This is a genomic window from Stenotrophomonas sp. ZAC14A_NAIMI4_1, from assembly GCF_003086915.1.
Taxonomy (GTDB): domain Bacteria; phylum Pseudomonadota; class Gammaproteobacteria; order Xanthomonadales; family Xanthomonadaceae; genus Stenotrophomonas.
Window position 1 is genome coordinate 3,974,597 of the sequence record NZ_CP026002.1, and the last position, 18,693, is coordinate 3,993,289.

Genomic DNA, 18,693 nt, shown 5'->3' on the forward strand with positions numbered 1-18,693 from the left:
GGTCCGTTGATGGACCAACCGCGTTACCCCACGGAGTCACAATGTCGATTGTCATCCGCGACGTGCGCGAGCACGAGCTCGATTCCGTCCTGGCTTTGAACAACAATGCTGGCCTGGCCATCCTTCCGCTGGATGCCGCACGCCTGCACCTGTTCTACGATACCGCTGAGTATTTCCGCGTCGCCGAGCGCGACGGCAACCTGGCCGGCTTCCTGATCGGCTTCGGCAGCGACAGCCAGCACGACAGCAGCAACTTCGCCTGGTTCAAGCAGCAGCTGGCCACCCCCTTCTTCTATATCGACCGCATCGTGGTCGCCAGCCGCCGTCGCGGTGGTGGCGTCGGCCGTGCGTTCTATGCCGATGCGCAGAGCTTTGCCGAGCTGCGCTACCCGCAGATGACCTGCGAGGTGTTCCTGGACCACGGCGCCGATGCCGCCCTGCTCTTCCACGGCAGCTTCGGCTTCCGCGAGCTGGGCCAGAACACCATGCCGCATGTCGACGTGCGCGCCAGCATGCTGGCCAAGGAACTGTGCAGCTACCCGTGGGTCCAGGAGACCTACGGCGGCAAGCTGCCGGATGTGGCATGGGCGCGTGACCGGCAGCTGCCGGTGCAGGCACAGCGGCCGACGGGGACCTGAGCGTGGCGGTGAATTTCGATTACGAACAGGCCGGTGAACTGAAGATCGGCCAGGTGGGCATTGCCAACCTGCGCATCCGTACCCTTGATGTCGAACGCCTCGTGCAGGAAATGCAGGAACGCGTGAACCGTGCGCCGAAGCTGTTCGGCCGCGCGGCGGTCATCCTCGATTTCGGCGGCCTGAGCCAGGTGCCCGACGCGGCCACCGCGCAGGCGCTGGTGGATGGGCTGCGCAGCGCCGGCGTGCTGCCGGTGGCACTGGCCTATGGCACCACGGCGGTCGACCTGCTCTCGCAGCAGCTTGGCCTGCCCCTGCTGGCCAAGTTCCGCGCCCAGTACGAGCGCGCCGAGGCCGAACCGGCCCCGCCGCCGCCCGCGCCGCCTGCCGCCGAACCGCGTCGTGCCGCCAAGGCCGAACCGGCACCGGCTCCGGTCGCCCCGGTGGGCAACGCCGCCGATGCGGCCGCGCCGCAGCCGGGCCGCATGCAGCTGGGCAACGTACGCTCGGGCCAGCAGCTGTACGCGGAAAACTGCGACCTGACCGTGATGGCCACCGTCGGCGCAGGCGCCGAGGTCATCGCCGACGGCAGCATCCATATCTACGGGACCCTGCGCGGCCGCGCGCTGGCAGGGGCCCAGGGCAACACCGCGGCGCGTATTTTCTGCCGCGATTTCCATGCGGAACTGGTCGCCATTGCAGGCCATTACAAGGTACTGGACGATGTGCCGGACAACCTGCGCGGCAAGGCCGTGCAGGTGTGGCTGGAACAGGACCAGATCAAGATCGCTGCGCTGGACTGACGCAGCCCCCAAACAGAATCATCAGGAGAAGTCCTTTGGCTGAAATCATCGTAGTCACCTCCGGCAAGGGCGGCGTCGGCAAGACCACTTCCAGCGCGAGCCTGGCCTGCGGCCTGGCGCGCCGCGGCAAGAAGGTGGCCGTGATCGACTTCGACGTCGGCCTGCGCAACCTCGACCTGATCATGGGTTGCGAGCGCCGCGTGGTGTACGACTTCGTCAACGTCGTGCACGGCGAAGCGACCCTCAAGCAGGCCCTCATCAAGGACAAGCGCTTCGACAACCTGTACGTGCTGGCTGCCTCGCAGACCCGCGACAAGGATGCGCTGACCCAGGAAGGCGTGGGCAAGGTCCTGAAGGACCTGGCCGCCGACGGCTTCGAGTACATCATCTGCGACTCCCCGGCCGGCATCGAGAAGGGCGCCTTCCTGGCGATGTACTTCGCCGACCGCGCCGTGGTGGTGGTGAACCCGGAAGTGTCCTCGGTGCGCGACTCGGACCGCATCATCGGCCTGCTGGATTCGAAGACCCACAAGGCCGAATCGGGCCAGAACGTGCCGGCCTTCCTGCTGCTGACCCGCTACACCCCGGTGCGCGTGGAAAGCGGCGAGATGCTGAGCATCGCCGACGTCGAGGAAGTGCTGGGCCTGAAGGCCATCGGCGTGATCCCCGAATCGGGCGACGTGCTCAATGCCTCCAACAAGGGCGAGCCGGTCATCCTGGACGGTGAATCGGCGGCCGGCCAGGCCTACGACGATGCCGTTGCACGCATCCTCGGCGAAGAGCGCCCGATGCGCTTCACCACCGTGGAGAAGAAGGGCTTCTTCAGCAAGCTGTTCGGAGGGTAAGCATGGGCCTGTTCGATTTCCTCAAAGCGAAGAAGACCACCGCCGAAACCGCGAAGAACCGCCTGCAGATCATCATCGCGCAGGAACGCAGCAACCGCGGTGGCCCCGATTACCTGCCGCTGCTGCAGCGCGAGCTGCTGGAAGTGATCAAGAAGTACGTCAACATCGACGTCGACGCGGTGAAGGTCGACCTGGTGAAGGATGGCCAGCACGACGTACTGGACATCTCCGTGGCGCTGCCTGAAGGCCCGGAAAAACCCTGACCCCCTGCCCCGCCCGTGCCTGCATGGGCGGGGCCGCGTGACCCCGCATGACCGACACCGCACCCGAACCGAACGTGACCCGCGTCGGCGATATCGCCTTCGCCGATGCGCAGCGCCTGCTGGCCGCGCATGACCTGCGCCTGCACCACGTCGCGGCCGGCGAGCCCATTCCCGGCAGCTACTGGGGCGAACCCGAAGCCGGCATCATCGCCAGCGACGTCTACGTGCGCGACGACACGCCGGTGCATTCGATGCTGCATGAGGCCTGCCACCTGATCGTGCTGCCCCCGGAGCGGCGCGCGCAGGTGCATACCGACGCCACCGATTCGGTGCCGGAGGAAGACGCCACCTGCTACCTGCAGATCGTGCTGGCCGGCCAGCTGCCCGGCGTGGGCAGCGAGCGGCTGATGGCCGACATGGATGCGTGGGGATACACGTACCGGCTGGGGTCCACGAAGGCGTGGTTCGAGCAGGATGCGGAAGACGCGCGTGCGTGGTTGATCGAACGCGGGTTGCCGGTGGCGTGACGCACCGTGAACCGGGGTCAGATCCCTTTTGCTGCGCAAAAGGGATCTGACCCCATCACCCCGAAACCAGAAGCAGTCGAGCAAGCTCGACTCTACGCGGCCAGCGCGCGCAGGGTGATGCCGACGATGTAGGCCAGGTACGTGCCGGTGGCATAGCCCATCGTGCCCAGCAGCACGCCCACCGGCGCCAGCGCCGGGTGGAACGCCGCGGCCACCACCGGCGCCGAGGCCGGGCCGCCGATGTTCGACTGCGAACCGATGGCGAAATAGAAGAACGGCACCTTCAGCACCTGGCCCAGGCACCACAGCAGGGCGATGTGCACGGCGATCCAGATGAGGCCCAGCAGGAACAGCCACGGGCGATCCAGCAGCGCCAGCAGGTCCATCTGCATGCCGATGCAGGCAATCAGGAAATACAACAGCAGCGAGCCTAGGCGCGAGGCACCGGCCCCTTCCAGGGTGCGCGCACGGGTGAAGCTCAGGCTCAGGCCCAGGGTGGTGGACAGCACCACCACCCAGACGAACGGCGCATCCAGGCTGAACTGCGACGCCCAGCTGACATGCACCTTGAACCACGCCGCCAGCGGCGCGCCGACGGCGTGTGACAGACCGACGCCGCCGAAGGCCACCGCGACGATCAGCATCAGGTCGGTGAGGCTGGGAATGCGCTCGTGCTCGGCCTGGAAGCGCGCGATGCGTTCCTTCAGTTCATCGATGGCCGAGGTGTCTGCGCCACTGCGCGCATCGATCTTCGCCGCGCGCCCGGCCAGGAAGATCAGCGCGGCCATCCACACATAGCCCACGCCGACATCGACCACCGCGAACTGGCCGAAGGTGGTCGCGTTGACGTCGAACACTTCGCGCATGGCCAGCATGTTGGCGCCACCGCCGATCCAGCTGCCGGCCAGTGCGGCCATGCCGGCCCAGGTATCGCCGGCCACGGTTTCGGGATGGATCGCGCGCATCACCAGGAAGGCCACCACCGCGCCGAGCATGATGCTGGCCGAGGCGCCCAGGTACATCAGCACCAGCTTCGGGCCCAGCCGCAGGATGCCCTTGATGTCCACCGCAAGGGTGAGCAGGATCAGCGCTGCCGGCAGCAGGATGTCGCGCGCGATCGGGTTGTAGAGCTTGGTGTTCTGCCCGTCGATGAGGCCAACGGTGTTGTAGATGCCGGGAATGAGGTAGCACAGCAGCAGCGCTGGCACGAAGGTGTAGAAGCGCTTCCACGCACCCTGTTCGCGCGAGGCGGTCCAGAACACGGCGCCGAGAGTGGCGGCGATCAAGCCGAAGACGACGATGTCGTTCTGGATCATGCAGGCGCTCTGGGTGCGGGGTCGGATCCCTTTCGCCACGCGAAAGGGCTCTGACCCCAGGGGCGGTCAATGACGGGGTCGAAGCCCTTCCGCGGTGCGGAAGGGATCCGCCCCCCTAGGCGCTGGACCGGCTTATTCGCCGATGTGCTGCTTCAGCCAGGCGTTGACGGTGTCATGCCACAGGATGCTGTTGTTCGGCTTCAGCACCCAGTGGTTCTCGTCCGGGAAGTACAGGAACTTCGATTCGATGCCCTGGCGCTGGGCGGCGGTGAACGCAGCCAGGCCCTGCTCGACCGGAATGCGGAAGTCCTGCTGGCCGTGGATGACCAGGATCGGCTTCTTCCAGTCGGCCACGTGGTTGACCGGGTTGAACTTCTCGAAGTTGGCCGCCTTCTCGTACGGCGTGCCGCCCTGCTCCCACTCGGTGAACCACAGTTCTTCGGTGGCATAACCCATCATGCGCTGGTCGAACACGCCGTCGTGGTTGACCAGGCACTTGAACGGGCTGTTCCAGTTGCCGGCGATCCAGTTGACCATGAAGCCGCCGTAGCTGGCGCCCAGTGCGCAGGCCTTGTCACCGTTGAGGAAGGAATACTGCTTCAGCGCGGCGTTCCAGCCCTTCTGCAGGTCTTCCAGCGGGCGGTCGCCCCAGTGCTGGCTGATCGCATCGGTGAAGGCCTGGCCGTAGCCGGTGGAACCGTGGAAATCGATCATGACCACGGCGTAGCCCTGGCCGGTGTAGGTCTGCGGGTTCCAGCGGTAGCTCCAGCCGTTGCCGAAGCTGCCCTGCGGGCCGCCGTGGATGAGGAACGCGACCGGGTAGGACTTGCCTTCCTGGTAGTTGTGCGGCTTGACCACGTAGCCGTGCACGGTGTCGTTGTTCCAGCCCTTGAACTCGAACTGTTCGAAGTCGCCGAAGTTGACGTCCTTCAGCACGTCGCCGGCGGCCGGGGTCAGCGCGCGCAGTTCGCCGATCGGCTGGCCGGCAGCCGGCAGCATGCCGACCAGCACCTGGTCATTGCTCTTCAGGCTGTTGCGGGTGATGGCCACGCTGTTGCCGGCCACGCTGACCGCAGACACGGTGCCATCGCCGATGACCTTGGTGGCCTTGCCGCTGGCCACGTCGATCTGGAACAGCGGGTGCTCGCCCAGGTCGTCGGTGGTGGTGTAGATGCTGGCGCCATCGGCGGAGAGGTTGATCTCACCGGCCGAACGATCCCACTGCGGGGCGATCTCGCGGGTCTTGCCGCTGGCCACGTCCATCGCCATCAGGCCGAAGCGGTCGGCTTCGAAGCCCGGGCGCTTCATGGCGCGGTAGAACAGGGTCTTGCCATCGGCGCTGAACACCGGGCCGGCATCCCAGGCGGGGTTGGCGGCGGTCAGGTTGACCGGCGCCTGCTTGCCGGCGGCATCGAAGCGGTACAGGTCGAAGTTGGTCGACCACGGTTCCTGCTTGCCGGCCACGCGGATGCTGGCGACCACGCTGGCGCCGTCCGGCGACCAAGTGAAATCGTCATTGCCGCCGAACGGCTTGGACGGTGCGTCGCCGTCGATGGTCGCGCTCAGCGCCGAGGCGCCCTTCACCGGGCCGGCCTTGGCCGCCGGCAGCGGGGCCACGAACAGGGTGTTGCGGCGGCCATCGTTCCAGGTGTCCCAATGGCGCACGAACAGCGAATCGAAGACCTTGCCGCTGGCCTTGGCATCGGCCACATCCTTGAGCTTCTTCTCGGTGCAGGCCAGGTCCGAGGCACAGGCCTGGAACACGCCGGCGCTGAACAGCACGCGGTCGTCCTGCGGCGAGACGTGGTAGCTGTCCACGTCCACCGCGAAATCGGTCAGCTGGCGCGGGGTACCACCGCTGATGGCCTGCGCGTACAGCTGCTGGCTGCCGTTCTTGGCGCTGAGGAAGTACACGGTCTGGCCGTCGGCCGAGAGCGAAGCCGAGTTGACGTTCCAGCCGGCCGGGGTGATCTGCTTCGGCGGTGCCGCATCGCGGGTGCGCAGGTTGCGCGCGAACAGCGCGGTGCTGGACTTGAGGTTGGCATCGGTGCTGCGCTTGGCAAACACCACGGTGCCGCCGTCGGCAGTCAGGACCGGGGCGGAGACACGATCCATGGCCACCATGTCGCGGACTTCCAGGCCACGGGCAGCGGCGACGCTGGGCAGGGCGGCCAGCAGGCTCAGTGGCAGCAGGGCATGACGCAGTTTCATCGGGGTCTCCGCAGGACGGCAAAAAACCGATGGTAGGCCCGTGCGGGCGGGGCTGCCAAGGCCATCGGTCATGGCCGCCCGGCCGGGGTTGCCGCGCCGCCAGAACGAGCAAACCCCGCCGGAGCGGGGTTTGCGGGGGCTGCGTCGGGGTCGGATCCGATTCCGCAGGAATCGGCTCTGACCCCTGCCCGGCTGTCAGCGGCGAACCGGGGTCAGAGCCCTTCCCGCCGGGAAGGGATCCGACCCCTTGCTCTTACGCCATGGCGCGCTTGCCGGTGCGGTAGATCAGCCAGCCCACCAGGAACAGCACGGCCAGGCCGAACCACTGCGCGGCCGGCAGGTGGAACGGCAGGGCCAGCACGTCGGCGCGGCTGCTGACCACGATCGGCACGGCAATGGCGATACCCATCAGGGCCTCGCCGGTGATCAGGCCGGCGGCGAACAGCACGCCCGGCTTGTGCACGCGGTCGCGGCCTTCTTCGTCATCGCCACGCACCTTGTGGAAGCGCTCGACCAGGTAGGCGATCAGGCCACCCAGGAAGATCGGCACCATCAGTTCCAGCGGCAGGTAGATACCGATGGCGGCGGCCAGCACCGGCACGCGGAAGCGCGAATTGCGCGACTTCAGCCAGCTGTCGAAGGCGATGATGACCGCACCGACCACGGCACCGATGCCGATGAAGGTCCACGGCAGTTCGCCACCGAACAGGCCCTTGGCCACCGACGCCATCAGGTTCGCCTGCGGGGCGGCCAGCGCGTTCGGGTGCAGCTCGGACTTCACGCCGATGCCGTAGGCGGTCGCCAGCAGGTTCAGCACCGGGGCCATGATCAGCGCGCACGAGAACGCGCCGATGCCCAGCATCAGCTGCTGCTTCCACGGGGTGGCACCGACGATGTAGCCGGCCTTGAGGTCCTGCAGGTTGTCACCGCCCACCGCGGCGGCGCAGCAGACCACCGCGCCGATCATGATGGCGGCCACCGCACCCAGCGGCGCACCGCCGGCACCGACCGGCTTGAGGCCGTCGGCGCCCAGCAGCACCACCAGCACGGCCGAAGCGAACAGGATGGTGGAGATGGTGATGCCCGAGACCGGGTTGTTGGACGAACCGATCAGGCCGGCCAGGTAAGCCGAGACCGACACGAACAGGAAGCCGGCGACGATCATGATGATGGTCATCGGGATCGACACGTGCCACTGGCCGACGATGGCCTGGTACAGGGCCAGCAGCGGCAGCACGAAGACCACCAGGGCCACCAGCATCCACTTCATCGGCAGGTCGCGTTCGGTGTGGGCCAGCACGGGGCCGCCACTCTTGCGCGCGGCGGCAAAGCCGCTCTTGACGCCGTTCAGCAGCGACTTGCGCAGCGAGATCAGGGTCCAGATGCCGCCGATCAGCATCGCGCCGACGCCGAGGTAACGCATCTTCGCGCCCCAGATGGCGAACGCGGCCTCGGTGGACGAGGCGGCGGCGACCGACGCGGCCAGGGCCGGATCGGTGTTCATGAAGAACGCCTGGTAGATCGGGATGGCGATGTGCCAGGTCAGGATCGAGCCGGACACGACCACGATGCCGACGTTCAGGCCAACGATGTAGCCCACGCCCAGCAGGGCCGGCGACAGGTTGGTGCCGATGAAGGCGGTGATCTTGGAGCTGCCGACGTAGGCCGAGGTCGACCAGGCATCGGGGATCAGGCGCAGGCCGCTTTCGGCGGCCAGCTTGACGAAGGCACCGATCACGGCCGACAGGCCGAGGATCTTCAGGCCCGGGCCGGGGTTCTCACCGGCCTTGAGCACTTCGGCCGCAGCCTTGCCTTCCGGGAAGGGCAGCGGGTCTTCGACGATCATCGAACGGCGCAGCGGCACCGAGAACAGCACGCCCAGCAGGCCGCCCAGGCCGGCGATGCCCAGCACCCACCAGTACTTGAAGTCCGGCCAGTAGCCCATGATGACCAGCGCCGGGATGGTGAAGATGACACCGGCGGCGATGGACGAACCGGCCGAAGCGCCGGTCTGGACGATGTTGTTTTCGAGGATGGAACCACCGCCCAGCAGGCGCAGCACGCCCATGGAAATGACCGCCGCGGGAATGGCGGTGGCGATGGTCAGGCCTGCGAACAGACCGAGATAGGCGTTGGCCGCCGACAGCACCACCGCCAGCACGATGGCCAGGGCCACTGCGCGGAAGGTGAGCTGCTTGGGCGCAGCGTCATGGTTCATGGAAGCCCCTGCTGGCAAAAAATCCCTTGCACGCTAGCGTTCAGGGGGCGGCAAGTCCAGTGCGGTTGGTACCGGTCAGCCCGGGATGCCTGTCGGGCAGCCCACACCCCGCGCAGCGTGTCGTATCTGGCCATATTGTGCACAGTGCAGCAGCGGCTCCAGAACGACTACCTGAGGCCACCAGCCTTGAGTAGCGGCGCTCTGCGCAACGGGACCCGCCCTCCGCCACGGCACGCGCTTGTGGCATCACCCGACTTCCCACACCGTGCCGCCACCGCAGCGACCACCCGCACGGAGCAGAATGACGACATACCGCATCCGACTGGCAAAGCGGGCTTCCACCATCGTAGTGGGCGCCGGGATGTGTGCATTGCTGGGCATCGGCAGTGCCGAGGCCTACAGCGGTTTTGGCACCGCCGTCGTCGAGGACAGAAACGGGAAGCCTTGTTTCGGGCTGCCAACAAGAGCATTCGAATCGCTCCGCTCACCCCGCCTGCTGCAAGCACTGACCGTGCATCGCCATGGCACCGAGAACACGTGGTCGTTCATGTATCACCCCAGCCCGGCCGCATTATTGAAACCGGGGCAGTGCATTGTGTATGGGGAGATTCCTGCGTCGGCCACGTTGCTTGACGTTCCACAGCCATTGATTCCTGGAGCGCTGTATGGGGTATTCCTCAACGTACGCCGGATCGGCCCGATCGCTGGCTACACCGCAACGTTCTGCCTGAAGGCCCAGCCTGACGGATCAACCCGGGTGATCCCCGTCCACCACGACGAACATAAGGGCTGGACCGCGGAGGCCTGCCGGTCCTGAACGACTGCACCACGAAAAGTTATGTTATATCCTGTCACGCCGGTCGAGCATCTCGCGTGCCCCCTTCCCCCTCCCCACGGCTGGCCTCCATCGACCAGCTGCGCGGCACCGTGATGCTGCTGATGCTGCTTGACCACGTGCGCGAGACCTTCTTCCTGCAGCACCAGGTCGGCGACCCGATGGATGCGGCCAGCGTGTCCCCTGCCCTGTTTGCCTGCCGCCTGCTGGCGCATCTGTGCGCCCCCGTGTTCGTGCTGCTCACCGGCCTGTCGGCGTGGCTGTACGGCCAGCGCCAGGCCGACCCGCGCCGCGCCATCGCCGCCTTCCTGCTCAAGCGCGGCCTGTTCCTGGTCGTGCTGGAACTGACCCTGGTCAACTTCGCCTGGACCTTCCAGTTCCCGCCGGACACGCTGTACCTGCAGGTGATCTGGGCCATCGGCCTGAGCATGATCGCGCTGGCCGGCCTGCTGTGGCTGCCGCGCCCAGCGCTGCTGGGGCTGGGCGTGCTGCTGGTGGCCGGCCACAACCTGTTCGATGGCGTGCGCGTGGACGGCAACGGCGTGCTGGCCGTGCTGTGGAAAGTGCTGCACCAGCGCGACTGGATCGAGACCGGCGTGCTGCGCCTGCGCACGTCCTACCCGGTACTGCCGTGGATCGGCGTGATCGTGCTGGGCTACCTGATGGGGCCGTGGTTCGCCCGCGACCGCGACCCGGTGCAGCGCCAGCGCTGGCTGCTGTGGGCCGGGCTGGGCGCACTGGCGGCCTTCGCCCTGCTGCGCCTGGCCAACGGTTACGGCGAAGCGCCGTGGCAGCACCAGGACAGCGCCCTGCGCACCTGGATGAGCGTGTTCAACGTGACCAAGTACCCGCCGTCGCTGCAGTTCCTGCTGCTGACCCTGGGCGTGGGCCTGTTGCTGCTGCGCCTGTACGAATGGCCGCCGGTGGCCCGCGCCCTGCGCCCGCTGGCCGACATCGGTGCGGCGCCGATGTTCTTCTACCTGCTGCACCTGTACGTGCTGAAGCTGCTGTACGTGGCCGCGCTGGCCATCTGGGGGCCCACCCACGGCAGCCTGTACGCGCTGGATTCGGTGGCCGGCCTGCTGCTGGTGGCCTGCGCGCTGGCGGTGGCGATGTACCCGCCGACGCTGCTGTTCGGCCGGTTCAAGGCGCGCCGCCGCGACCTGGCCTGGCTGCGCTACCTGTAATCGACCGCGCGTGATGAGCCCCATCCACGCATGGCGTGGATCTACTGGGGTCGCCGGGCCATGCCCGGCGTTGCGTAGGGTCGCCGGGCGTGGCCCGGCGCTGTAAAGGGTCGCCGGGCATGGCCCGGCGCTACCCGGCGCGCGCCTATAATCCGCCGATGAATTCTGCCGCTATCGCTTCCGACGACTTCCTCGGCCACCCGAAAGGCGTCTACGTCTGCTTCTTCACCGAAATGTGGGAGCGCTTCTCCTTCTACGGGATGAAGGCGCTGCTGCTGCTCTACCTCACCAAGTACCACCTGTTCGGCGACAAGGCCGGCCTGGACCTGCTCGGTGCCTATGGCGGCCTGGTCTACTGCATTCCCGTGTTCGGCGGCATGCTCGCCGACCGCTGGCTGGGCATGCGCCGGGCGGTGCTGTTCGGCGGCATCCTGCTGGTGCTGGGCCACCTGGGCATGGCCTTCGAGGGCCACGCGGCGTACCGGGTCAACGGTGAGGTGGTGCGCGATACCTCGGCGCTGGCCGTGACCTACCTGTCGCTGGCACTGATCATCATGGGCGTCGGCTTCCTCAAGCCGAACATCTCCACCATCGTCGGCAAGCTCTACCCGCAGGACGACCCGCGCCGCGATTCGGGCTTCTCGCTGTTCTACGCTGGCATCAACCTCGGCGCGCTGTTCTCCTCGCTGGTCTGCGGCTTCCTCGGCGAGGCCTATGGCTGGAAGTACGGCTTCGGCGCGGCCGGCATCGGCATGCTGGCCGGCCTGGCCATGTTCCTGTGGGGCCAGAAGTACCTGCAGGGCCACGCCGAACCGCCGCAGCCGGCCGCACTGAAGCAGAAGGTGCTGGGCCTGCCGCGCGAATGGCTGATCTACCTGTGCGCCGTGATCGGCGTGCTGCCGGTGGCGTGGCTGATGTGGGCGGCCGGCAATGGCGCCTTCGCCTTGGGCGGTGAAATCAGCCTGGCACTGATGCTGATGCTGGTGGTGCTGGGCGGCGTGCTGGTCTGGTTTGCCTGGTTCACCGGCAGCAAGTGCACCCCGGTGCAGCGCCAGCAGATGATCGCGCTGATGGTGCTGATCTTCATGGCGCTGGTGTTCTTCACGATGTACGAGCAGTCCTACGGCTCGTGGGTCACCTTCACCGACCGCCTGCTGACCAAGGACATCGTGCCGGCGCTGGTCATCACCGGTGGCACCCCGCTGCCGTGGTCGATCGTTTCGCTGCTGCTGGCACCGCTGGGCTTCGTGGTCAGCGCGCGCCTGTCCGAGCGTCGCCCGGGTTCGAACGCGCCGCGCGCGTTCTTCATCGCCATCGTGGCGCTGATGCTGGTGCTGCTGGTACGCGACTGCCTGGTGATTCCGCAGACCGCCGGCTCGCTGACCTATCTGGGCGGGCTGTTCCTGGTGCTGCTGGCCCCGGCCTTCGCTGCGCTATGGACCTGGATGGACCGCCGCGGCTGGGAGCCGGGCAAGCCGGTGAAGTCGGCCTGGGGCCTGGTGATCGGTGCGCTGTCCTTCGTGCCGCTGGCGCTGGCCGCGCAGCAGGTGGGCGCCACCGGCGAAATGGCCAGTGTGTGGTGGCTGGTGCTGGCCTACTTCCTGCTGGCCAGCGGTGAAATGTGCCTGTCGCCGGTCGGCCTGTCGGCGGTGACCCAGCTGGCCGTGCCGCGGGTGATGAGCCTGATGATGGGCACCTGGTTCCTGGCGACCGCGTTCTCCGAAACGCTGGCCGCACTGTTCGGCAAGCTGGCAGCGATCGAGGTGCCCGAAGGCGAATCACTGGACATGGTGGCGGCTGCAGGCGCCTATGCGCACCTGTTCTGGCTGCTGATGTGGATCGGCCTGGGCTGTGCGGTGCTGGCCTTCATCGCCGCGCCACTGCTGAAGCGGATGATGCACGGAGTCAAGTAGACCCCGTGCACCGGCGCCCGCTCAGGGCGCCTTGGCCTTGCCCGCCGCTGCAGGTGCTGTTGCGGCGGTGGCGCCCCCCAGGCTGCGTGCGAGGAACGCCAGCAGCCGGGTGTAGTAGTCGCGCCGGTTGGACTCGCCGTACAGGCCATGCCCTTCGCGCGCGTAGTAGGCCGCTTCCACCGGCACCCCGGCCTGCTTCAACGCCGCTTCCATGCGCTCGGTGTGCTGCACCGGCGCACGCTGGTCTTCGCGCCCCGCCGCCAGCAGCACCGGCACCTTGATCCGGGCCGCCAGGTTCACCGGCGAAACCTCCGCCAGCGTTGCCGGCTCGCCCAGCCAGTCGCGCAGGTAGTTCACGCCCGAGGTGCGGTCCTGCACGTCGCCGCGCTTGAACATCAGCGGCAGGTCGTACACGCCCACATAGCCCGCCGCGCAGCGGTACAGCGCCGGCTCGCGGGCGACCCCCATCAGCGCGGAGTACGCGCCGTAGCTGGCGCCGTAGATGCAGATGCGCCGTGCATCGGCGATGCCTTCGGCGATGGCCCAGCGCGTGGCATCGGTGACATCGTCCTGCATGGCGCGGCCCCATTGTTTCGCGGCGGCCTGGGTGTGTGCGCGGCCATGATTGCCCGAGCCCCGGAAGTTGACCTGCAGCACCGCATAGCCGGCCGCCGCCAGCAACTGGTTGTCGCGCTCGAAGCTGCCGTCGTCGAACTCGCCGATGGGGCCTCCATGCGGCTTCACCACCATCGGCAGCCCGCGGCCATCGCTGCCGTGGGGCACGGTAAGGAAGCCGTGCAACAGCATGCCATCGCGTGCGGCCAGGGTGACAGGACGCACGCTGGCACCGCCGTCGCGGTCGAACCAGCGGTTGCGCGCGGTCAGGAACGCCGCTTCGCGGGTGGCCGTATTGAACAGGAACCAGTCACCGGGATTGTGTCCCGAGTCGACCTTGACCAGGATGCGCGCATTGTCACGGGTGGCCGACAACAGGCTGACCACGTGGCCAGGGAAGGCTTTTTCCAGCATGCGCTGGATGCGCGCGGTGGGCGACTGCTCGTCGAAGAACGCGCTGCGCGGCGCCGCACCCACGAACTGCACACCGACCGGCACCCGCGTGCCCGGCTGGTGGATGATGTAGGTCGGATCGACCGCTGCATCCTGCAGCAGGGTGCGGCGCTCGTTGGTCTGCGGATTCCAGCTGACCACCACATCGGGCCCGCTGGCCTGCTGCACCACCAGGTAGGCCAGCTGGTTGTCGGCGGAAAAACCGATCGGACGTTCGATGCGGTAGCTGCTGTCTTCATCGTTGAGCAGCGTCCAGCGCCCATCATCCTGGCGGTAATACAGCTTGTTGACGTTGTCTTCGCCAGCGCCACGGGCGAAGCGCAGCACGCCCGCGTTGTCGGTGGTGAACGTGGCCCGCTGCACCGGCGAGCGCGAGACCAGCACGCGGCGGCCGGTGACCACATCCAACCGTTCCAGCCGTGCACTGGTGTCATTGGCAAACGGCCACAGCGAGATCAGCACGTTGCGGTCATCGCCCTGCAACGGGTCGGCGAGGAAGGCCGCCACCGGCTCCACCCTGCGGCCGCTGACCAGGCCCGGCTCGTCCGGGCGTGCGCGATAGCCGACCAGCAGGTCACCGCGCTTGCCGTTGGCATCCATGGCATACAGCTCGCCGGTGGGCCGCGGCGCGTCCAGCGCGCCCCACTTCTCGGCCAGGCCGATCAGCAGGCGGTTGTCACTGACCCAGTCGACGCTGTCGGCGTGGTTGTTGCGCGGCGGCCGGAAGTTGCCGACCAGTTCCATGGTGCTGGTGCGCAGGATGGCGACGGCGGTCGCATCTTCCAGCGGCAGGGTCATCGCCAGGTACTCGCCGGTGGGCGAGAGCTGGATGTCATTGAACTCGGCGCGGCGCAGGTAGTCGTCCAGCGCGAGCTCGGCCGAACGGGCCTGGCCGGCGCCGCACAGCGCCAGCATCCCGGCCAGCAGGAAAGAAGGTTTCATGGTGTCCCCTGGCCGGGCAGCCGTGGCTGCCCGGCATGCTGAAGCGCACGCGCGGCGTGCGCGGTTGGACTTACGGAGCCTTGCCGCTGCCCGTCGGCGTGGCCGCACTGGCAGTGGCCCCACCCAGGCTGTTGGACAGGAATGCCAGCAGGCGGGTGTAGTATTCGCGGCGGTGCTCGGGGCGGTAGAAGCCATGCCCTTCGGTGCTGTAGTACAGCGCCTCGACCGGCGAACCGACCTTCTTCAGTGCCGCCTCCATGCGCTTGGTGTGCTCGATGGGGGCGTTCTGGTCTTCGCCGCCGGCGGCCAGGAACACCGGCACCTTCACCTGCGCGGCCAGCGTCGTTGGCGAATAGGCGCCAAGGGTCTTGGGATCACCCATCCAGTCGCGCAACCAGGTCATGCTCCAGTCGGCCGACTGCGCCGCGCCCTTGGTGAAGCGCAGTGGCAGGTCGTAGATGCCGACGTAGCCCGCCGCGCACTGGTACAGCCCCGGCTCGCGGATGGGACCCATCAGCGCCGCATAGCCGCCGTAGCTGGCACCGTAGATGCAGATGCGGTCCTTGTTGGCGATGCCTTCGGCGATGGCCCAGCGGGTCGCGTCGGTCACATCGTCCTGCATGGTCCTGCCCCACTGCTCGGCCGCCAATTGCTTGAACGCGCGCCCCTGGTTGCCCGAGCCGCGGAAGTTGACCTGCAGCACGGCGTAGCCGGCATCCGCCAGCAGCTGCGTTTCCGGATCGTAGCTGCCGTCGTCGAAGACGCTGATCGGCCCGCCGTGTGGCACCACCACCATCGGCAGGTTGCGGCCGTCACTGCCGTGCGGCAGGGTCAGGAAGCCATGCAGGGTCAGCCCGTCGCGCGACTTCAGCGAGAACGGACGCACGCTGGCGGCAGCCTTGGGGTCGATCCACTCACTGCGGCTGATGAGGAACTCGGCGTTCTTCGCCTTGGTGTCGTACAGGTAGAACTCGCCCGGGATGCTGCCCGACCACGTCTGGACCACCACCTTGCTGCCATCGCGGGTGCTGGACGTGATGAACACCGGACCACCGAAGGCGGCTTCCAGGCTGCGGTACTGCCGCGCGTCCGGGCCCTGCTCGTCAAAGAAACGGGTGCGCGGGGTGTCGCCCAGGATCAGGGCACCGACCGGGACACGGGTGCCGGGCTGGTAGATCACCTGGGAAGGATCGAACTGCTCGTCGCGCAGCACCTGCACGCGCTCGCGGGTCTGCGGGTTCCAGCTGACGATCGCATCGGGGCCCTGCGGCTGCTGCACCTGCAGGTAGGCCAGCGAGCCATCGGCGGAAAAGCCGATCGGGGTATCGACCCGGTGGGTCAGGCCTTCATCGTTGATCAGCTCCCACTGCGCGCCATTGCTGGCGCGGTAATAGAGCTTGCTGATGTTGTCCGATGCGGCACCGTGGGCGAAGCGTACGTTGCCCTGCGCATCGGTGCTGAAATCGGCACGCTTCACGGGCGAGCCAGAGATGCGCACGCGCTGCCCGGTCTGTACGTCCAGCCGCTCGACACGGGTATAGGGCTCATCGGAAAACGGCCACACGGCGATGAGGACGTTGCGGTCGTCACCGGGCAGATCGTCGGTGAGGAAGGCCGCGACATCCTCGACCTTCTTGGGCTGGATGCGCGTACCGAGGCCGCGGCCCTGCACGCGGTAGCCGACCAGCAGCTCGCCGCGGTTGCCGTCGGCGTTGACCGCATACAGTTCGCCGGTGGGCCGCGGCTGGTCCAGCGCGCCCCATTTTTCGGCCAGGCCGACCAGCACGCGGTCGTTGCTCACCCAGTCGAAGCTGTAGGCATGGTTCTTCGCCTGGGGCCGGAACACGCCTGCCGGCTTGCGGTCGGAAGTACGCAGGATCACCAGCGCGGTCGCATCTTCCAGCGGCACCGTCGCGGCCAGATAGTCACCCCCGGGTGACAGTTTTACATCGGTGAACGATTCCTGCTTCAGGTACCGGTCCAGGTCCACCCCGCCGCTACCGGCCGATACCCCACCAGCCACCGCGCACAACAGCACGGCACTCATCATCCTGCGCATCCTTCCCCCTGTTGCTGCCGGACACCCTGTCCAGCCTCCGCGATTCTAGGCAGGTGGCGGCCGCGGCCGCCAGTGGCGGTGCAGCAACGGCAGAAAAAACGACGGCACCGTTGCCGGTGCCGTCGCTGCCACTACCTTGGAGAGAGAGTAAGGACGTGGGGTTCGGGATGGCCTGCGCCGGGGTCAGTGGACCCCGCGCACCGCCAGGGTGAGGGCCAGGATGCTGAGGATGACGGCGATGGTGCCGTCGAGCACGCGCCAGGTGCTGGGCTTGGTGAACAGCGGTGCCAGCAGGCGGGCACCCAGGCCCTGCGCGGTCAGCCACAGGCAGCTGGCAGTGACCACGCCAGCGGCGAACGCCATGCGCGCATTGCCGAAGTTCTCGGCAATCGAGCCGATCACCATCATGTCCAGCCAGAAATGCGGGTTGATGAGCGAGAAGCCGACCGCGGCCAGCAGCACCGCGCGGCGGCTGCCGTCATCACTGTCGGCCTCGCCCATGCCACCACCACCGGCGAAGGCACGCCGCGCGGACTTGACCGCATACCAGGCCAGGAAGGCCACGCCGGTCCACAGCACGGCACTGGTCAGCCACGGCAGCGCCGAGGTGAGCGTGCGCAGGCCGGCCACGCTGGCGAAGATGAAGATCGCATCGATGGCCGCACAGGTGGCGACCACCGGCACGATGTGCTTGCGCAGGATGCCCTGGCGCAGGATGAAGGCGCTCTGGGCACCGACCACGGCGAACAGGCCGACGCCGGTAGCTGCACCAGAGAACCAGGCACCGAGGCCGGTGCTGGCGGAGATGACCGAGAACATGGGATTCACTGCCTTGTCTTGCTGGGGGGACGGTGCCTCGCGGAGGCGGACAGCACCGGAACGGGCGCCATTGTCGCGCCGCAACATTTAAAAGACGAGCTAAACTTACTAAACCAACATTAGCGGAGCTTAATTCGATGCGCATCGACCATGCCCAGCTGCGGGCCCTGGCCGCGGTCATCCGCGAAGGCAGCTTCGACCGCGCCGCGCAGTCGCTCAATGTCACCCCATCAGCCATCTCGCAGCGGGTGAAAGCGCTGGAAGACCGGATCGGCCGCCTGCTGGTGAAGCGCGGCACGCCGGCCACCGCCACTGCCGAGGGCCAGCTGCTGGTGCAGCTGGCTGAACAGACCGCGCTGCTGGAGCACGACGCCCTGCACCGCATGGGCCTGGCCGACGAGGACCTGCCGCAGGCCAGCATCCCGGTGGCGGTGAACCACGACAGCCTGGAAACCTGGTTCCCGCAGGCCGCGCAGCAGTTCGCGCAGCGCACCGGCACCACCCTCGACCTGCGCGTGGAGGACCAGGACCACACGGTGGAGCTGCTGCGCCAGGGCACGGTGCTGGGCGCAGTGACCACGCTGGACGAGCCGGTGCAGGGCTGCCAGATCCATGCGCTGGGCAGCATCCGCTACGCCGCCACCTGCACGCCGGAGTTCCGCGAGCGCCATTTCGCCAAGGGCGTGACCGCGCAGGCGCTGGCGCAGGCCCCGGTGCTGGTGTTCAACCGCAAGGACGACATGCAGTCGCGCTTCGCCCGGCGGATGGCCGGCGATGAGCTGCCCAGCACGGCGCCGACGTGGTGGATTCCGTCCACCCGGGCCTTCGTCCAGGCCAACCTGGGTGGGCTGGGCTGGACGATGAACCCGCTGCCGCTGGTCAAGCGCCACCTGGATGCCGGGCGCCTGGTCTATGTGCGGCAGCGCGCGTGGGAGGACGTGCCGCTGTACTGGCAGCACTGGAAGGGCGATGTGCAGACGATGGCCCTGCTGACCCAGGCGGTGCTGGAGGCATCGAGCACGCTGGTCCGGCGCAAGCGGTGAGGGGTCGGA

General features: G+C 67.6%; 15 protein-coding genes. 9 read left to right on the forward strand and 6 right to left on the reverse strand.

Annotated elements, in window-relative coordinates; genetic code table 11:
* Nucleotides 1-41 precede the first annotated feature (41 nt).
* Genes C1926_RS18155 through C1926_RS18175 form a run of 5 tightly spaced genes read left to right on the forward strand, consistent with a single transcriptional unit; the run spans nucleotide 42 to nucleotide 3,073 of the window.
* The gene (locus C1926_RS18155; RefSeq protein WP_079221046.1) at nucleotides 42-638 is read left to right on the forward strand and encodes a GNAT family N-acetyltransferase; all 597 of its coding nucleotides are present in this window, start codon (nucleotides 42-44) and stop codon (nucleotides 636-638) included.
* 8 nt (nucleotides 639-646) lie between these two features.
* Nucleotides 647-1,438: a septum site-determining protein MinC gene (gene minC, locus C1926_RS18160; RefSeq protein ID WP_174214104.1), complete on the forward strand. Its 792-nt coding sequence runs from the start codon at nucleotides 647-649 to the stop codon at nucleotides 1,436-1,438.
* Between the two features lie 35 nt (nucleotides 1,439-1,473).
* On the forward strand, nucleotides 1,474-2,283 hold the full coding sequence (minD, locus tag C1926_RS18165) for a septum site-determining protein MinD (RefSeq protein WP_108760160.1): 810 nt from the start codon (nucleotides 1,474-1,476) through the stop codon (nucleotides 2,281-2,283).
* 2 nt (nucleotides 2,284-2,285) lie between these two features.
* Nucleotides 2,286-2,546 carry a cell division topological specificity factor MinE gene (gene minE, locus C1926_RS18170; protein WP_079221044.1) on the forward strand — a complete coding sequence of 87 codons (261 nt, stop codon included), beginning with the start codon at nucleotides 2,286-2,288 and terminating at the stop codon, nucleotides 2,544-2,546.
* Nucleotides 2,547-2,593: 47 nt separating this feature from the next.
* Complete coding sequence (locus C1926_RS18175; RefSeq protein ID WP_108746172.1) at nucleotides 2,594-3,073, forward strand: hypothetical protein; 480 nt, start codon at nucleotides 2,594-2,596, stop codon at nucleotides 3,071-3,073.
* 92 nt (nucleotides 3,074-3,165) lie between these two features.
* On the opposite strand, the gene C1926_RS18180 is transcribed toward C1926_RS18175, so the two are convergent.
* The 3 genes from C1926_RS18180 to C1926_RS18190 form a co-directional block, all read right to left on the reverse strand.
* On the reverse strand, nucleotides 3,166-4,389 hold the full coding sequence (locus C1926_RS18180) for a DUF819 family protein (RefSeq protein WP_108760161.1): 1,224 nt from the start codon (nucleotides 4,387-4,389) through the stop codon (nucleotides 3,166-3,168).
* Nucleotides 4,390-4,521: 132 nt separating this feature from the next.
* Nucleotides 4,522-6,600: a S9 family peptidase gene (locus C1926_RS18185; RefSeq protein WP_108760162.1), complete on the reverse strand. Its 2,079-nt coding sequence runs from the start codon at nucleotides 6,598-6,600 to the stop codon at nucleotides 4,522-4,524.
* 253 nt (nucleotides 6,601-6,853) lie between these two features.
* Nucleotides 6,854-8,818 carry an oligopeptide transporter, OPT family gene (locus tag C1926_RS18190; protein WP_108760163.1) on the reverse strand — a complete coding sequence of 655 codons (1,965 nt, stop codon included), beginning with the start codon at nucleotides 8,816-8,818 and terminating at the stop codon, nucleotides 6,854-6,856.
* Between the two features lie 301 nt (nucleotides 8,819-9,119).
* On the opposite strand from C1926_RS18190, the gene C1926_RS18195 reads away from it, so the two are divergent.
* The 3 genes from C1926_RS18195 to C1926_RS18205 all read left to right on the forward strand — a co-directional run bounded on the left by C1926_RS18195 (nucleotide 9,120) and on the right by C1926_RS18205 (nucleotide 12,753).
* Nucleotides 9,120-9,635, forward strand: a complete 516-nt coding sequence (locus C1926_RS18195; RefSeq protein ID WP_108760164.1) for a hypothetical protein — start codon at nucleotides 9,120-9,122, stop codon at nucleotides 9,633-9,635.
* Between the two features lie 56 nt (nucleotides 9,636-9,691).
* Nucleotides 9,692-10,840 carry a heparan-alpha-glucosaminide N-acetyltransferase domain-containing protein gene (locus C1926_RS18200; RefSeq protein WP_108760165.1) on the forward strand — a complete coding sequence of 383 codons (1,149 nt, stop codon included), beginning with the start codon at nucleotides 9,692-9,694 and terminating at the stop codon, nucleotides 10,838-10,840.
* Between the two features lie 158 nt (nucleotides 10,841-10,998).
* Nucleotides 10,999-12,753, forward strand: coding sequence for an oligopeptide:H+ symporter (locus C1926_RS18205; protein WP_079225133.1), 1,755 nt, complete (start codon nucleotides 10,999-11,001; stop codon nucleotides 12,751-12,753).
* Between the two features lie 21 nt (nucleotides 12,754-12,774).
* Here the strand turns inward: C1926_RS18205 and C1926_RS18210 are convergent, their stop codons facing one another.
* The 3 genes from C1926_RS18210 to C1926_RS18220 all read right to left on the reverse strand — a co-directional run bounded on the left by C1926_RS18210 (nucleotide 12,775) and on the right by C1926_RS18220 (nucleotide 17,641).
* Nucleotides 12,775-14,763: a prolyl oligopeptidase family serine peptidase gene (locus C1926_RS18210; RefSeq protein ID WP_108760166.1), complete on the reverse strand. Its 1,989-nt coding sequence runs from the start codon at nucleotides 14,761-14,763 to the stop codon at nucleotides 12,775-12,777.
* A gap of 70 nt (nucleotides 14,764-14,833) precedes the next feature.
* Complete coding sequence (locus C1926_RS18215) at nucleotides 14,834-16,810, reverse strand: S9 family peptidase (protein WP_254057323.1); 1,977 nt, start codon at nucleotides 16,808-16,810, stop codon at nucleotides 14,834-14,836.
* A 195-nt stretch (nucleotides 16,811-17,005) separates the two neighbouring features.
* The gene (locus C1926_RS18220; protein ID WP_079221037.1) at nucleotides 17,006-17,641 is read right to left on the reverse strand and encodes a LysE family transporter; all 636 of its coding nucleotides are present in this window, start codon (nucleotides 17,639-17,641) and stop codon (nucleotides 17,006-17,008) included.
* Nucleotides 17,642-17,778: 137 nt separating this feature from the next.
* Between C1926_RS18220 and C1926_RS18225 the strand changes: the two genes are divergently transcribed.
* Nucleotides 17,779-18,684 (forward strand): LysR family transcriptional regulator ArgP, encoded by a 906-nt coding sequence (locus tag C1926_RS18225; RefSeq protein ID WP_079221036.1) that lies wholly within the window; start codon nucleotides 17,779-17,781, stop codon nucleotides 18,682-18,684.
* Nucleotides 18,685-18,693 lie beyond the last annotated feature (9 nt).

Coding starts and splice junctions, on each gene's coding strand:
- C1926_RS18175 (WP_108746172.1), top strand. CDS start 2,594: ATGACCGACACCGCACCCGAACCGAACGTGACCCGCGTCGGCGATATC.
- C1926_RS18195 (WP_108760164.1), top strand. CDS start 9,120: ATGACGACATACCGCATCCGACTGGCAAAGCGGGCTTCCACCATCGTA.
- C1926_RS18185 (WP_108760162.1), bottom strand. CDS start 6,600: ATGAAACTGCGTCATGCCCTGCTGCCACTGAGCCTGCTGGCCGCCCTG.
- C1926_RS18205 (WP_079225133.1), top strand. CDS start 10,999: ATGAATTCTGCCGCTATCGCTTCCGACGACTTCCTCGGCCACCCGAAA.
- C1926_RS18180 (WP_108760161.1), bottom strand. CDS start 4,389: ATGATCCAGAACGACATCGTCGTCTTCGGCTTGATCGCCGCCACTCTC.
- C1926_RS18210 (WP_108760166.1), bottom strand. CDS start 14,763: ATGAAACCTTCTTTCCTGCTGGCCGGGATGCTGGCGCTGTGCGGCGCC.
- C1926_RS18225 (WP_079221036.1), top strand. CDS start 17,779: ATGCGCATCGACCATGCCCAGCTGCGGGCCCTGGCCGCGGTCATCCGC.
- C1926_RS18155 (WP_079221046.1), top strand. CDS start 42: ATGTCGATTGTCATCCGCGACGTGCGCGAGCACGAGCTCGATTCCGTC.
- C1926_RS18220 (WP_079221037.1), bottom strand. CDS start 17,641: ATGTTCTCGGTCATCTCCGCCAGCACCGGCCTCGGTGCCTGGTTCTCT.
- C1926_RS18190 (WP_108760163.1), bottom strand. CDS start 8,818: ATGAACCATGACGCTGCGCCCAAGCAGCTCACCTTCCGCGCAGTGGCC.
- minE (WP_079221044.1), top strand. CDS start 2,286: ATGGGCCTGTTCGATTTCCTCAAAGCGAAGAAGACCACCGCCGAAACC.
- C1926_RS18215 (WP_254057323.1), bottom strand. CDS start 16,810: ATGAGTGCCGTGCTGTTGTGCGCGGTGGCTGGTGGGGTATCGGCCGGT.